This is a genomic window from Flavobacterium sp. FlaQc-30 (assembly GCF_044005885.1).
GTDB lineage: Bacteria > Bacteroidota > Bacteroidia > Flavobacteriales > Flavobacteriaceae > Flavobacterium.
On the sequence record NZ_JBIPCO010000002.1, the window covers coordinates 1 to 15,294 of the forward strand.

Genomic DNA, 15,294 nt, shown 5'->3' on the forward strand with positions numbered 1-15,294 from the left:
TTACTAACAACCTTAAGGTGGTTATTGCGGCGGGGCTCACCTCTTCCCATCCCGAACAGAGTAGTTAAGCCCGCCTGCGCAGATGGTACTGCAATTTTGTGGGAGAGTATGTCGTCGCCTTTCTTTTAAGAATCCTCATCATGTATTTGATGAGGATTTTTTGATTTATAGCGGTTTTATACTTTAGCTTCCTTGTTTGCTCTTTAGTAATATTTTTTTTTTAGAAAACAGAGTTTTTAAATGAGTATTTCTTTAATTCAATAATAGTTTGTAGTTTAATTTTGTTAAATTATGATTATTTGTTTGGTCTTAGGTATTAATACTTTAGAATTTTTGGATTTGAATGAGTATTTTTGTCTTTAAATTATTTATTTAAACATGAAGAAAAGTATTTTACTGTTGACACTTTTTGTTATTACAAATCTTAGTGCACAACAACGTCCCAAATTAGTTGTAGGTATAGTAGTTGATCAAATGAAAATGGAATATTTATATCGATTTTCTGATGATTTTTCCCCAAATGGTTTCAAAAAATTAATGAATAATGGATATGTTTTTCAAAATATGCATTATAATTATATGCCAACTTATACTGCACCTGGACACGCTTCAATTTATACTGGTACAACTCCTGCTACACATGGTATTGTTGGTAATGAGTGGTTCAGCAGGACTCTTGGAAAGGAAATGTATTGTACAGATGATGCAGACGTAAAAACTGTTGGTGATGGAACTGCTGAGGAAGGGGCTATGTCTCCTAAGAATCTTCAAAGTACTACAATTACTGATGAAGTTAGAATGGCTACTAATTTTAATGGAAAAGTAATTGGAATGAGTCTTAAAGATCGTGGTGCAATTTTGCCAGCTGGACATTTTGCCAATTGGGCATTTTGGTATAGTAAAACAGGATCGTTTATTTCTAGTACTTTTTATGGAGAGAAATTGCCAGAATGGGTTTCTGAATTTAACAATGAAAAGAATTACTTAAAATACATTAATAAAGGCTGGGATTTATACAAACCTGCTTCAGTGTATAATGAAAGTCTTCCGGATAATAATCCTTATGAAGGAAAACTGTATGGAAGTGCAGCTCCTGTTTTTCCATATGATTTAAAATCAATGTATGAGAAGAACGACGCTGGAGTTATTCGTGCAACTCCTTTCGGGAATGATCTTTTGGCTGAGTTTGCAAAAAGAGCAATTGAAAAAGAAGAGCTTGGAAAAGATAACATAACAGATTTTTTAACTGTTAGTTTTTCATCTACTGATTATGTTGGGCATTTACTAGGGCCTAGATCAATGGAACTTCAAGATACTTATTTGAGATTAGATCAAACTATTGCTGATTTTTTAGCTTATTTGGATAAGACAGTTGGAAAAGGAAATTATTTACTTTTTTTAACAGCTGATCATGCAGGGGCAGAAAATGTAATTTATTTAAAGGATCGTAAATATAATGTAGATAATTATCCTTCTAAGCAAGTTAAGAAAAGCTTACAAGATTTTTCGACAAAAACTTTTGGAGTTGATTTGATTTTAAATTACTCTAATTTTAATGTTTTCTTCAATAGACAAATCATAAAAGATAAACGTTTGGAATTGGCTGCAGTTAAACAAGCTTTTAAAGAGTTCTTGATTTCTCAACCACAAGTGAAAAAGGTTTATACAGAAGAGGAAATTTTGGCAAATGGCGGAAATGATTATTCATTAAATTTTGTTGCTAAAGGTTACGATGTTACTCAAAATGGTGATTTAGTAATTGTGGATAAACCTGGAGATATTGAATATTCTACAACAGGGACTTCTCATGGTACCATTTATAGCTATGATACTCATGTACCGGCTATTTTTTATGGCTGGAATATCAAAAAAGGAGAATCTTATGATAAAAAAGCAATAACTGAAATAGCTCCAACAATTGCACAAAAAATTAAAGTTACTTTCCCTAATGGGACAGAGGCAAAGGTTTTGCAAGAAGTTTTAGATAATAAGAAATAACATTAAACCTGTTCTTTTAAGAGCAAGTTTTTTTAGGATAAAATAAAAGGCTTTTCGTGATGAAAAGCCTTTTGTTTTATTGCTTAGTAAGCACTTATTTAATATTGACACTATGCGTTTGCCAATACTAATTCTTCATTGTAAGGAAGATTCCATGCTTCAGCAACTCCTTTATAAAGGATTTTTCCGTTAGCAATATTTAAACCTTTTTTCAATTCTTCACTTTCAGCACAAGCTTTTTCCCATCCTTTGTTTGCAAGTTGTACAGCATAAGGTAAAGTAGCATTAGTTAAAGCTAAAGTAGATGTATAAGGTACAGCTCCTGGCATATTTGCTACACAATAGTGAACAATATCATCAATAATAAAAGTTGGGTTTTCGTGTGTTGTTGGAGTACAAGTTTCAATGCAGCCTCCTTGGTCAACCGCAACGTCAACTACAACTGCTCCTGGGCGCATTAATTTTAGCATATCACGAGTAATTAAGTGAGGTGCTTTTGCTCCTGGAATCAAAACAGCTCCAACAACTAAATCCGCATCTTTAATTGCTCTTGTAATGTTGTAATGGTTAGACATTTCTGTATTTACATTTGCAGGCATAATATCGTCTAATTGACGTAAACGAGGTAAGCTTAAATCCATAATTGTTACTTGAGCCCCTAATCCAGCAGCCATTTTTGCAGCTTGAGTTCCTACGATTCCTCCTCCTAAAACTAATACTTTAGCGGGTGGAACACCTGGAACACCTCCTAAAAGAATTCCTCTTCCTTTTAATGGTTTTTCTAGATATTTTGCACCTTGTTGAATTGCCATACGACCTGCAACTTCAGACATTGGTACTAATAATGGCAGACTGCGATCTGTTTTTTCAACAGTTTCGTAAGCTAAACATACTGCACCTTTTTCAAGCATAGCGTGAGTTAATGGCTCTGATGAAGCAAAGTGGAAATAAGTAAATAACAATTGATCTTTCTTGATTAATGGATATTCTGATGCAATTGGTTCTTTTACTTTAATAATCATTTCAGCAATAGCATATACCTCTTCAATTGTTGGTAAAACTACTGCTCCTGCCTGTGCATATTCATCATCACTAAAACCGCTACCTAAACCAGCAGTAGATTGAACATAAACAACGTGTCCATGTTTTTTCATTTCAGAAACTCCTGCTGGAGTTAATGCTACACGATTTTCGTTGTTTTTGATTTCTTTTGGAACTCCTATTATCATTTTGTTATATTTTTTTGTTTTTATTGAAATTGTTTTACAAATCTACAGATAGAGAATAAATTATGGTTTACAGGGTAATAAATAAGAAAATATTATTTTATTTTTTAATTTTACAGAAAATTATTCTTTTTAGAGAAAGGATTAAATCTTCAAAGAGAAAAAAAAACTAAATTTCATAAATTTTAATACAACGTTTTCGTTATGGCTTTAGATGAAATAGACAAAAAAATCTTACGTCTTTTACAAGTAGATGCACATTACACTTTAAAAGATATTGCAAACAAAATAAATTTGTCTTTAACTCCTGTTCATGATCGAGTGAAACGACTTGAAAAAGATGGAATTATAGAGAAATATGTGACCATTTTGGATAAGAAAAAACTCGGAAATAATTTGACTGTTTATTGCCAAGTAACACTCACTAAACAGACCTATGATACATCTGAGGGGTTTAATCAGTCAATTTTGAATCTGCCTGAAGTGGTGGAGTGCAATTATGTATCTGGAAATTTTGATTATATGCTAAAGATTATAATTCCAGATATGGAAAGTTACCATCATTTTCATCAAAAAAAACTTTCTATCTTGCCGGAAGTATCTCTTATAAATACCGTTTTTGTTATTTCTGAAGTTAAAAGCACTACGGTTTTACCGGTTTAAAAATAAAAAACCATCAAGGAGACTTGATGGTTTTAAGGTAATTTGGTTTTGGTTAGGTTTCTGTTAATAGTAAGTAAATCGTCTTACTTTTGCTATATATTTTGCAAGACGTATTACCTGATGGCTATAGCCGTATTCGTTATCGTACCAGATATATAATACTATATTTTTACCATCTTTTGATACAATAGTTGCGTTACTGTCATATATTGAAGGGGCAGAAGTTCCAACAATATCTGATGAAACCAATTCATTATTCAAAGAATATTTTATTTGCTCTACCAATTCTCCCTCAAGTGCATATTTCTTCATAATTTTATTGATTGCTGCAATTGAAGTGGCTTTTTTAACCTCTAGATTTAAAACTACAAGCGATCCATTTGGTACAGGAACTCGAATAGCATTCGAAGTTAATTTTCCTTCTAATGATGGTAAAGCTTTAGCAACTGCACTTCCTGCACCTGTTTCAGTAATTACCATGTTTAGCGCAGCAGCTCGGCCGCGACGGTATTTTCGGTGCATATTATCAACCAAATTCTGATCATTGGTATAAGCATGAATAGTCTCTAAGTGACCTTTTACTACTCCTAAAGTTTCTTCAATAACTTTTAAAATTGGTGTAATGGCATTTGTGGTGCATGAAGCAGCTGAAAAAATATCGTTTTCATCTGGATTATACTCATTATGGTTTACACCATGTACTATATTTGGCACTCCTTTTCCTGGCGCAGTCAGTAATACTTTATTTGCTCCATTAGAAGTTAAATGTCTTTTTAAAGCTTCCTCAGTTGTGAATGCTCCCGTATTATCAATTACTAAAGCATCATTTATTCCGTATTGAGTATAATCAATTTCTTCAGGAGAATTTGCTGTAATGATATGAACAGTAGTTCCATTAATGATTAAAGCATTGTTTTTTGGATCGGCAATTACTGAACCTTGAAAGTCTCCGTGAATTGAATCGTATCGTAGTAAAGAAGCTCGTTTTTCTAAACTTGATGCATCATTTTTATCACGCGTAACAATTGCTCTTAAGCGCAATTGGTTTCCTTTTCCGGTTTTAGACATTAATTCTCTAGCTAACAAACGTCCGATTCTTCCAAAGCCGTATAGGACAACATCTTTTGGCTGGATTTCTTTTGATGATTTCGCCTTTTTTAATTTTTCGATAACAAAATACCTTGCATCAGGATATTTTTCGTCTTCTAAACGATATTCATAGGTAAGTTTTCCAAGATCTATTTTTGCTGGTGGAAGATCTAATGATAAAACAACTTTTGCGATTTCTACCGAATCAAAAATTGTAATTGGCTTACCTACAAATTCACCTGCATATTGATGAAGATTGATGATGTCACTGACATTTTTATCCAGTAATTGGTTTTTGAATAAAACCATTTCAATGGATTTGTCGTACCATAAATCACTTATTACTTTGATTAATTCGACACCAGCTTTTCTTCGGTCGACCTGTAATGATACCTCTTTTTGGTACAAAGATTTTTTGCTCATAATTGATTAAATTAAAAAAATAAAATGCTCACTATTTTAAAATTTTGCGCAAAAGTATCCATTTCAATCGATTTCGTAAACTATTTTAGCATTTATTTTTGAAATTAACTTAGAGGCTATTTCTTTTCATTGAATAAAAAAAGCCATCTTAATTATTTAAGATGGCTTTTAGTAATGTTATTTTGTAAACAGAGATTTAGATTATGATTCTAAAAATTTCACCATTTCTGTTTATCATTTCAATGCGGGAACTCTGTCCTTCGTCTTTTTTACTCAAAAGTTTAGAAACAGTTTCAACATTTGTTGCTTTTACATTGTCTATGCTTAAAATGATATTACCCTGCAGCTCGTTTTGGTACTGCATTAAATTCTCATTTGTAATATTTTTGATTTTTACACCATAATCAATTCTGAATTTCTTTTTGTCAGAAGCATCAATATTTTCTAATTCCATTCCTTTATATTCAGTACTAAAAAATTCATTTTTACTTAAAGAAACCGGAACGGTTTTAGTTTTCCCTTCTTTAATATAGGTAACTTTAATAACATCATTTGGACGTTTAGTATTAATGTAACCAGAAAGATCTGCATAAGTTGAAATATTTTGTTCATCAAGTTTTACAATAATATCGCCTTTGCCAAGACCAGCTTTTTCTGCTCCAGAATTTTTAGAAACCTTACTAATATAAAAACCTTGAGTTTCAGTAACTCCTAATTCTTTAGATACAGCACTATTCAGTTCTCCGCCTTCAACGCCTAAAATTCCTCTTTGAACATTTCCAAACTCCATTATATCCTCAATAATTTTTCGAGCAATATTAGAAGGAACTGCAAATGAATATCCAACATAAGATCCTGTTGTTGAGGAAATCATAGTGTTAATACCAATTAATTCACCTCTTGTGTTTACCAATGCCCCGCCGCTGTTTCCTGGATTCACAGCAGCATCAGTTTGAATAAATGACTGGATACCGCTTTGATCTAGATTTCTAGCTTTCGCCGAAACAATTCCTGCAGTTACAGTCGAAGTCAAGTTATACGGATTTCCTACTGCCAAAACCCATTCGCCAACTTTTACGCTGTCAGAATTCGCAAAAGGCGTATAAGGTAATTTTTCGTCAGCATTAATTTTTAAAAGCGCAATATCCATCTTAGAATCCGTGCCAACAAGTTTTGCCTTATAAGACTTTTTATTATTTAATGTTATTTCAATTTCTGTAGCATCTTTTATAACGTGATTGTTTGTTACAATGTAGCCGTCTTCAGAAATAATAACACCAGACCCAGTCCCTACCTGTTCCTGCTGCTGTTGTCCTCCATAACCATAGAAAAATTCCAGCATAGGATTACTCACAGTTCGCCTGCTGACATTTTTAACGTGAACAACAGTATGAATTGTTTTGTCCGCAGCCTCTGTAAAATCTACAGTCTCAGCAGAGAGAGCGACATTTTTTCCGAATGAATTGGGCGCAAGTGTAACAACAGAGTTTCCTTTTCCAAAAAGAGAATTGTTACTCTCAAATAATAACTTGTAAGCTCCAAGGGTAATAGCGCCACTTAAAAGTGATACTAAAAATAAGGATGAAAATCTTTTCATAATTACAATTTTGTTTAAGTTATTTAATGTAAAAATAAAGCAAAAAAATATTTTGTAAAGTGGTTTAACTCTCTTTAACAATGATTAACATTTCATTAATTATTAGTTCGTACTTTTGTATTACTTAATGACTAAAAAATGCAAATAGAATTCTATAAATATCAAGGAACTGGCAATGATTTTGTCATGATTGATAATCGTACAAATTTTTTCCCAAAAGACGATGTAAAATTGATTGAACGCTTATGTGACAGACGTTTTGGTATTGGAGCTGACGGTCTTATTCTGTTAGAAAACGATCAAGAAACTGACTTCAGAATGGTTTATTATAATTCTGATGGAAACCAAAGTTCAATGTGTGGAAATGGAGGACGCTGCCTAGTAGCTTTTGCAAATCAGCTAGGAGTAATCGATAATAAAACAACCTTTATAGCAACAGACGGTTTGCACCATGCATCAGTAAATAATGACGCAATTGTTTCATTGCAAATGATTGATGTTGATGAAGTGAAAAAAAACGATTCTTATACTTTTTTAAATACAGGATCGCCGCATCATGTTGAATTAGTTGATGATTTAGAACATTATAATGTGAAAGAAAACGGAGCAGCTATTCGTTATGGAGAATTATATGGAGAAAAAGGAAGCAATATTAATTTTGTAAAAAAAGTTGACGATCAAACTTTTTCACTTCGTACTTATGAAAGAGGAGTTGAAGATGAAACTTTGGCCTGTGGAACTGGAGCGACTGCTGTTGCAATTGCAATGAATGCTATTGGTCAGACTGATAAAACTTCGATTGATTTAAATGTTGAAGGCGGAAAATTAAATGTTTCTTTTGATAAACTAGGAGAACATTTTACAAATGTTTTTTTAACTGGACCAGCAAAATTTGTTTTTAAAGGAATAATCGAAATCTAATATTTAATAATGATTACACTCAAAGGCGATACAATTTATCTGCGTGCATTAGAACCTAATGATTTAGAGTTTGTATATGCCATGGAAAATGATCAGAGTATTTGGGAAGTTAGCAATACCCATACACCTTATAGTCGTTTTTTAATTCGTCAGTATCTCGAAAATGCCCAGCAAGATATTTATGAAGCAAAGCAATTGCGTCTGGCTATTTGTCAGGATGAAGATTTTCCAGCAATTGGTTTGATCGATATATTTGATTTTGATCCAAAAAATAATAGAGCAGGAGTAGGAATTGTGATTCAAAAAAATGCAAATAGAAGTAAAAACATTGGTTCTGAGGCATTAGAGCTACTGATTAATTATTCTTTTTTTAATTTGAATCTGCATCAGCTTTATGCAAATATTAGTACAAGTAATGACGCAAGTATGGCTCTTTTTACTAAATTTGGTTTTGAGAAAATTGGAATTAAAAAAGATTGGATTTTGCTGAATAACCACTATCATGACGAAGCAATTTTTCAATTAATTAACAAAGAACATTTAAATTTATAGCTTTGAATCTAAAGAAAATCATCACAATAACTGCTGTAGCCGTAATTTCTGTTTTAATAGTTTACGGTTTTATATTAATTAGCCAAATATTCAGCGCCAATACAAAATTTCAAGAAAAAGAGGTTTATGTTTACGTTCCAACTGGCGCAAACTATACTGATGTAAAAAAGATATTAGAACCCTATATCAAGAATTTTGAAAATTTTGAAATGGTGGCAAACAAAAGAAGTTATCCAGAAAATGTAAAGTCTGGGCGTTTTCTTCTTAAAAAAGACATGAACAATATTGATTTAGTTCGTGCTATGCGTTCAAATGTTCCTGTAAAATTGGCTTTTAATAATCAAGAGCGTTTAGAGAATTTTGCTGGAAGAGTTGGTTCTGAAATCGAAGCAGATAGTTTGTCTTTAATGAAAGCATTTAAAGACTCTACTTTTCTAGCAGCAAATGGATTCAATGAGGATAATGTTTTTGCTATGTTTATTCCAAATACATATGAAGTATATTGGAATACATCTGCAGAAAAGTTTCGTGACAAAATGATTAAAGAATATCATAATTTTTGGACTCCTGAAAGAATTGAACAAGCTAAAAAACAAGGTTTAACACCAGTTCAAGTATCTATTTTAGCATCTATAGTTCACAAAGAATCAGTTAAAAAAGATGAGCGTCCGCGTATTGCCGGCGTTTATTTAAACAGATTACGTTTAGATATGCCATTACAAGCAGATCCTACCGTTATTTATGCTTTAAAACTGCGAGATAACAATTTTGATCAAGTAATAAAAAGAGTTTTTTATAATGACTTGGTTATGAAGTCACCATACAATACTTATGTAAATACAGGACTTCCTCCAGGACCTATTGCAATGGCTGATATAACGGCATTAGAAGCTGTTTTGAATCCTGAGAAAAACGATTATATCTATTTTTGTGCAAGTGTAGATCGTTTTGGTTATCATGAATTTGCTTCAACTTTAGCAGAACATAATGTGAATGCTAAAAAATATTCTGACTGGATTGCAAGTCAAGGTGTAACGAGATAAGAAAAGGGTAGTTTTTTTTAAACACATAAATCATTAAACCGAAGTTTTTGCTTCGGTTTTTTTTATGATCTGTAGTGAAAGTAAATTTTCAATTTAATTTTTTTAAGATTTTAGTTTAATTTGATTAAAAGGTGTTTTTTTAGGTATAATTTATTTCTTGTTTTTTATAATTGAAGTTTTTTTTCACGTTAAAAACTATATAAAATCGTAGGTTTAATCTTTCTATTTTAACAAATTTGATAAAAATTTGATAAAAATGACATTTTATTGAATTAGTTTTTGCCCTTTTTTAAGTCTTATTCATTTTGAAAAAATAAGCTCTAATAATGCGTGATTAAAGGGTTTAGACTAAATTTTGAAAATCTTAAAAACTCGTAAAGTGTTGATTTATAGCATTGTTTAATATTCGTTATCTTTGCAGCGTAGAAATTTCAAAAAGGTGACAGCGTTTTGAAGAAAAACAATTTATGATAAAGAAGTGGTATTTTTATGCGAGTTTGATCGTTATTATTACATTTTTAAGTTTGGGTTTTAAACCCTTTACTTTGGAAACCAAACCTTGGTTTTTAACAGAGAAAACAGATGGATCTGAATACTTGTTTCCATCAACAGAAAAGGATGATTATCCTAAAATTAATCTAAACGTCCCATATACAGGAAATCGTCTTATTGGTTTTAAAGAAGCAGTTGCTTTTAAAGAGTCTCAAGGAAAATACCGAATGGTAAATTCTTTAGGATATATGGGAAAATATCAATTTGGTTCTAAAGCATTACGTGCTATCGGAGTCAGCAATGAAAAAGAATTTCTAAAAGATCCTGCCTTACAGGAAAAAGCTTTTCTAGCATTATTATCTAAAAACAAATGGATTTTGCGTAATGAAATTGAAAAGTATGAAGGAAAAGTTGTTAGTGGTATTCAAATTACCGAATCAGGTATTTTAGCGGCAGCGCATTTAGGTGGTGCTGGATCAGTAAAAAACTTTTTTAAAAATAAAGGCAATAGACATTTTAGAGACGCTTTTGGAACTTCATTAAAAAGTTACATGCGTGATTTTGGCGGCTATGATCTTTCATTTATTGAAGCAGATAGTAATGCAACAATAAACGATTAACATTAAAAAAAATATCCCGAGCAATCGGGATATTTTTTTATAATCTAGTCAATTAATATTTCTAAAATTTTGATAGCAGCTTCACTTATTTTGGTTCCTGGGCCAAATACTGCCGCCGCACCAGCGTCAAATAAAAACTGATAATCCTGTGCAGGAATTACTCCGCCAACAATTACCATAATGTCTTCACGATCGTGTTTTTTAAGCTCTTCAATAACTTGCGGAACCAATGTTTTATGCCCAGCAGCAAGAGAAGAAACACCCAATATGTGAACATCGTTTTCAACAGCTTGTTTAGCAGCCTCTGCCGGAGTTTGAAACAAAGGTCCTATATCAACATCAAAACCCACATCAGCATAACCTGTTGCAACTACTTTTGCACCTCGGTCATGACCGTCCTGTCCCATTTTGGCAATCATAATTCTTGGACGTCTTCCTTCTTGCTTCGCAAAAGCATCCGCAAGCTGTTTCGCTTTTTCGAAATTCTCGTCATTCTTTATTGCTGCACTATACACACCGCTAAATGATTTAATTTGCGCTTTAAACCTTCCAAACACACTTTCAAGAGCATCACTTATTTCGCCTAAAGTTGCTCGATTTCGGGCAGCTTCAATAGCAATTTCTAATAAGTTGCCTTCTTTGGTTCTTGCGCAATGAGTTAATTTTTCAAGTGATTGATTTACCTTTTGTGAATCTCTTTTTTCTTTTATTTCTGTAAGTCGTTCAATTTGTTGTTTACGAACCATTTGGTTGTCAACATCCAAAATATGCAAAGGATCTTCTTTATCTAATCTAAATTTATTAACACCAACTATTGTATCTTGACCGCTGTCGATTCTAGCTTGTTTTCTTGCGGCTGCTTCTTCAATTCTTAATTTTGGAATCCCAGCTTCAATCGCCTTTGTCATTCCGCCCAGTTCCTCAACTTCTTCAATCAGTTTCCAAGTACTTTCTAAAATTTCGTTTGTAAGCGATTCGACATAATAACTGCCGCCCCAAGGATCAACAGTTTTGGTTATTTTAGTCTCTTCTTGTAAATATATTTGCGTATTGCGAGCAATTCTAGCCGAAAAGTCAGTAGGTAATGCAATTGCTTCATCAAGCGCATTTGTGTGTAAAGACTGTGTACCTCCAAATGCAGCTGCTGTTGCTTCAATGCATGTTCTGGCAACATTGTTAAAAGGATCTTGTTCTGTCAAACTCCATCCGCTGGTTTGACAATGTGTTCTTAATGCTAATGATTTGTCGCTTTTCGGGTTAAACTGTTGAAGCAGCTTTGCCCAAATCATTCTGCCCGCTCTCATTTTTGCAATTTCCATAAAGTGATTCATTCCAATTGCCCAAAAGAAAGAAAGGCGGGGAGCAAATTCATCAATAGTCATTCCAGTTGATAATCCCGTTCTAATATATTCTAATCCATCTGCTAAAGTGTAAGCTAACTCAATATCTGCCGTTGCTCCAGCTTCCTGCATATGATATCCTGAAATAGAGATAGAATTGAATTTTGGCATTTTTTTGCTCGTAAATTCAAAAATATCAGCAATAATTTTCATGGATGGCGCCGGTGGATATATATAAGTGTTACGAACCATGAATTCCTTCAAAATATCGTTCTGAATAGTTCCAGAAAGTTTATTAAGTTCAACACCTTGTTCTTCAGCAGCAACAATATAAAATGCCATTATAGGCAAAACAGCACCATTCATGGTCATTGAAACTGACATTTCATCAAGTGGAATCTGGTCGAACAATACTTTCATATCTTCGACAGAATCAATTGCTACTCCTGCTTTTCCTACATCACCAACAACTCTTTCGTGATCTGAATCGTAACCGCGATGAGTAGGCAAATCAAAAGCTATTGACAGTCCTTTTTGACCAGCCGCTAGATTTCGTCTATAAAAAGCATTACTTTCTTCTGCAGTCGAAAATCCCGCATACTGGCGAATTGTCCAAGGACGACGAACATACATCGTAGCATATGGTCCGCGTAAATTAGGTGCGAAACCAGCTCCAAAGTCAAGAAACTCTAAATCTTCTATGTCTTTTTCAGAATAGTTTTTTTTGAGTTCAATACCTTCGGCAGTGGTGAAGTTGTGCGTTAAAGAGTCTGAGTTATGCGTCAGTTCGTCTAACTTTTCACTTTTAACATCTAATTTAATATGTTTAAGGTCTTTTCTTATCATGGAGACGCTTCGTTATATTGTTTTATTAATTACAGATAAAGAAAAATTATTCTTGTTCAAGCCTTTCCTGTTCTAGTTTTTCGGCTAATCTTTTTTCTATAATTGGTGTAATTAATGTTTTTCTCGGCTTGATTTTTACAAAAGGAAACAGCTCTAAGTCATGTTTCATTTTGTCCTCTTTGTTAGGGTATTTATTTGTACCTAATAAAACTTCTTTTTTTGAGTCGAATAATTCTTGCTCTTTAGCGGCACTTTCTTGAATTTTCTTTTTAATAGTTCCGTCGTTTAGAAGTTTTAAGAAACCTCCATTTGCTTCAATATCTTTAAAAAGCGTTAAACTTTTTTCAGCCAGCTGCATTGTTAAACTTTCAATATAATAGCTTCCATCCGCAGGATTATCTACTTTGTCAAAATAGCTTTCGTGTTTTAATACTAATAATTGGTTTCGTGCAATTCGATCGCCAAACTCATTGTCTTTATGATATAATGAATCATAAGGTAAATTAGCAACAGCATCTGCGCCGCCAAGGATTGCCGACATACATTCGGTTGTTGTGCGAAGCATATTGATATTATAATCGTAAATAGTTTTATTCCGTTTCGTTGGCGTAACCAATAAATGACATTCTAAATTAGAATTGTATTCAGCTGCAATTAATTTAAAAAGCATTCGTAAAGCTCGAAGTTTTGCAATTTCAAAAAAATAATTTGTTCCAACAGAGACTTGAAAAACAATCGGTTTTGTAATACTTGGTAAACGATTTAAATATTCATTTGCGTGCGCTAAACTATAGGCGATTTGCTGTGTAATATTTGCTCCTGCATTTTGATATAAACCAGAATCGATACTAAGCAATGAAAGATCTTTTGTTTCGTTTGAAATTTTTTCAAGCGTTTCAAAATTATTTTTATCTGAGGTTGTGAACCAATTTCCGTCACGGGCCAATTGTCCGATAGGATCTAGATTACAATAAAAAACAGCTTTTTTCTCAATAGAAATTGCGTTTAATAATTTTACGAAATCGATTGAGATAAAGCTTAAATTGAAGTAAACGGTTTTGTTTTCTAAAGGAAGATTTTCTAGTAATTTTTGAACATCAGTATTTTCGTTTTGAATAGTAAAACGAAGACTTTCTGCACCTCTTTCGATTGTATCAATTGCACGTTTAATCGATTTTTCGATATCATGTACAAATATGTTTTGACAGATTTGAAAATTAGAAGCGTGAGTTTTAACCGATGCTGCTTTTGTGAATTCGTCACGATGATAAAAAGGTTTAACCTGAATATCTTCGGGAGAATTCCAAATCATCGTTTCGTTATAATCAGCTCCATCTAATTCAAACTGAATTTTTTGTTTCCATTGTTTGGATGAAATAGGATTAAAATCGTTGAATAGTGTATTAGCCATTAGTTGCTTTTTTCTGATTATTCTTTATCTCGAATAGTATCTCCTTCGAATTGAATGATGTAAATATCTTCGCTGTCTTTTTTCATAAAATACTTTTCGCGAGCATATTTTTCTATTTGTTCAGGATTTTTTAGCTGCTTGATCTGTTCCTGATCTTTTTTTATTTCGTCCTGATAGTATTTTTTATTGTCTTGCAGCTCGTTAACTTGCTGGTCTAAAAAACGATGATCAAAATAGGAATAATTGTCTAGAAACAGCATCCAGATAACAAAAAAGAGAAGTACCCAAACATACTTATTGCCTAGGAGTTTAAACCATTTTTTGTCTTTATAAGGATTTTTCATTTTACTTTTCATTACCTATTATACTGATCCCGATAAAATCAGGATCAGCTCATTTTTTTAATGGTTTAAATTTACAATAAAAATTATGAAATTCTCTGATTAATTACAGCTCGAACTACATCAATTGCTACAGTATTGTATTTGTCATTAGGTATAATGATATCAGCAAAAGCCTTAGACGGCTCTATAAATTGCTCATGCATAGGTTTTAATGTGTTTTGATAACGGTTTAAAACCTCGTCGATATCACGTCCTCTTTCTGAAATGTCTCTTTTTAAACGACGAACTAATCTTTCATCAGAATCGGCATGAACGAAAATTTTGATATCGCAAAGTTCACGTAATTCAGGATTCGTTAAAATTAAAATTCCTTCAACGATCATTACTTTTCTAGGATGTGTTGACACCGTATCATCTGTCCTATTGTGTTGTATGAAAGAATAAACAGGTTGATCGATAGTTTCGCCTGATTTTAGAGCTTTTAGATGTTTTACTAAAAGTTCAAAATCGATAGATCTTGGATGATCAAAGTTAATTAATGCTCTTTCATCAAAAGATAAATTATCGGTTTGTTTGTAATACGAATCTTGAGAAATTACACCAACTTCAGTGTCTGGTAATTCGGTCATGATTTGGTGTACAACTGTTGTTTTTCCACTTCCTGTTCCTCCTGCAAGTCCAATAATGAGCATAAAATTTTTGTTTGTTATTTGTTTGGCAAAAATAATA

At 32.6% G+C, this 15,294-nt stretch carries 13 protein-coding genes and 1 rRNA gene; 7 read left to right on the plus strand and 7 right to left on the minus strand.

Features of this window, described 5'->3' with window-relative positions; genetic code table 11:
* The first annotated feature begins 13 nt into the window (after positions 1-13).
* Positions 14-123 (plus strand): 5S ribosomal RNA (rrf, locus tag ACHRV0_RS05290).
* 255 nt (positions 124-378) lie between these two features.
* A complete protein-coding gene (pafA, locus tag ACHRV0_RS05295) occupies positions 379-1,998 on the plus strand; it encodes an alkaline phosphatase PafA (protein ID WP_395440136.1) in 1,620 nt (539 codons plus the stop codon).
* Between the two features lie 110 nt (positions 1,999-2,108).
* Here the strand turns inward: pafA and ald are convergent, their stop codons facing one another.
* Positions 2,109-3,227 (minus strand): alanine dehydrogenase, encoded by a 1,119-nt coding sequence (gene ald, locus ACHRV0_RS05300; protein WP_129022892.1) that lies wholly within the window; start codon positions 3,225-3,227, stop codon positions 2,109-2,111.
* Between the two features lie 201 nt (positions 3,228-3,428).
* Between ald and ACHRV0_RS05305 the strand changes: the two genes are divergently transcribed.
* Positions 3,429-3,887: an Lrp/AsnC family transcriptional regulator gene (locus ACHRV0_RS05305; protein WP_089052857.1), complete on the plus strand. Its 459-nt coding sequence runs from the start codon at positions 3,429-3,431 to the stop codon at positions 3,885-3,887.
* 63 nt (positions 3,888-3,950) lie between these two features.
* Here ACHRV0_RS05305 and ACHRV0_RS05310 read toward each other — a convergent pair whose 3' ends face one another.
* A complete protein-coding gene (locus ACHRV0_RS05310; RefSeq protein WP_395440137.1) occupies positions 3,951-5,399 on the minus strand; it encodes a glyceraldehyde-3-phosphate dehydrogenase in 1,449 nt (482 codons plus the stop codon).
* A 196-nt stretch (positions 5,400-5,595) separates the two neighbouring features.
* On the minus strand, positions 5,596-6,996 hold the full coding sequence (locus tag ACHRV0_RS05315; protein ID WP_395440138.1) for a trypsin-like peptidase domain-containing protein: 1,401 nt from the start codon (positions 6,994-6,996) through the stop codon (positions 5,596-5,598).
* A 138-nt stretch (positions 6,997-7,134) separates the two neighbouring features.
* Here ACHRV0_RS05315 and dapF point away from each other — a divergent pair, with 138 nt between their 5' ends.
* From dapF to ACHRV0_RS05335, 4 genes are all read left to right on the plus strand, one after another.
* On the plus strand, positions 7,135-7,917 hold the full coding sequence (dapF, locus tag ACHRV0_RS05320) for a diaminopimelate epimerase (protein WP_395440139.1): 783 nt from the start codon (positions 7,135-7,137) through the stop codon (positions 7,915-7,917).
* A gap of 9 nt (positions 7,918-7,926) precedes the next feature.
* The gene (locus ACHRV0_RS05325; RefSeq protein ID WP_395440140.1) at positions 7,927-8,469 is read left to right on the plus strand and encodes a GNAT family N-acetyltransferase; all 543 of its coding nucleotides are present in this window, start codon (positions 7,927-7,929) and stop codon (positions 8,467-8,469) included.
* A 2-nt stretch (positions 8,470-8,471) separates the two neighbouring features.
* Positions 8,472-9,512 (plus strand): endolytic transglycosylase MltG, encoded by a 1,041-nt coding sequence (gene mltG, locus ACHRV0_RS05330; protein ID WP_089052862.1) that lies wholly within the window; start codon positions 8,472-8,474, stop codon positions 9,510-9,512.
* 467 nt (positions 9,513-9,979) lie between these two features.
* Entirely contained in the window at positions 9,980-10,624 is a 645-nt protein-coding gene (locus tag ACHRV0_RS05335) for a peptidoglycan-binding protein LysM (RefSeq protein ID WP_129022896.1), read from the plus strand.
* 44 nt (positions 10,625-10,668) lie between these two features.
* Here ACHRV0_RS05335 and scpA read toward each other — a convergent pair whose 3' ends face one another.
* From scpA to udk, 4 genes are all read right to left on the minus strand, one after another.
* Complete coding sequence (gene scpA / locus ACHRV0_RS05340; RefSeq protein ID WP_395440141.1) at positions 10,669-12,810, minus strand: methylmalonyl-CoA mutase; 2,142 nt, start codon at positions 12,808-12,810, stop codon at positions 10,669-10,671.
* 46 nt (positions 12,811-12,856) lie between these two features.
* On the minus strand, positions 12,857-14,221 hold the full coding sequence (locus tag ACHRV0_RS05345) for a methylmalonyl-CoA mutase subunit beta (protein ID WP_395440142.1): 1,365 nt from the start codon (positions 14,219-14,221) through the stop codon (positions 12,857-12,859).
* Positions 14,222-14,238: 17 nt separating this feature from the next.
* Entirely contained in the window at positions 14,239-14,565 is a 327-nt protein-coding gene (locus ACHRV0_RS05350; protein WP_395440143.1) for a septum formation initiator family protein, read from the minus strand.
* An 83-nt stretch (positions 14,566-14,648) separates the two neighbouring features.
* Positions 14,649-15,257, minus strand: a complete 609-nt coding sequence (udk, locus tag ACHRV0_RS05355) for a uridine kinase (protein ID WP_089052866.1) — start codon at positions 15,255-15,257, stop codon at positions 14,649-14,651.
* Positions 15,258-15,294 lie beyond the last annotated feature (37 nt).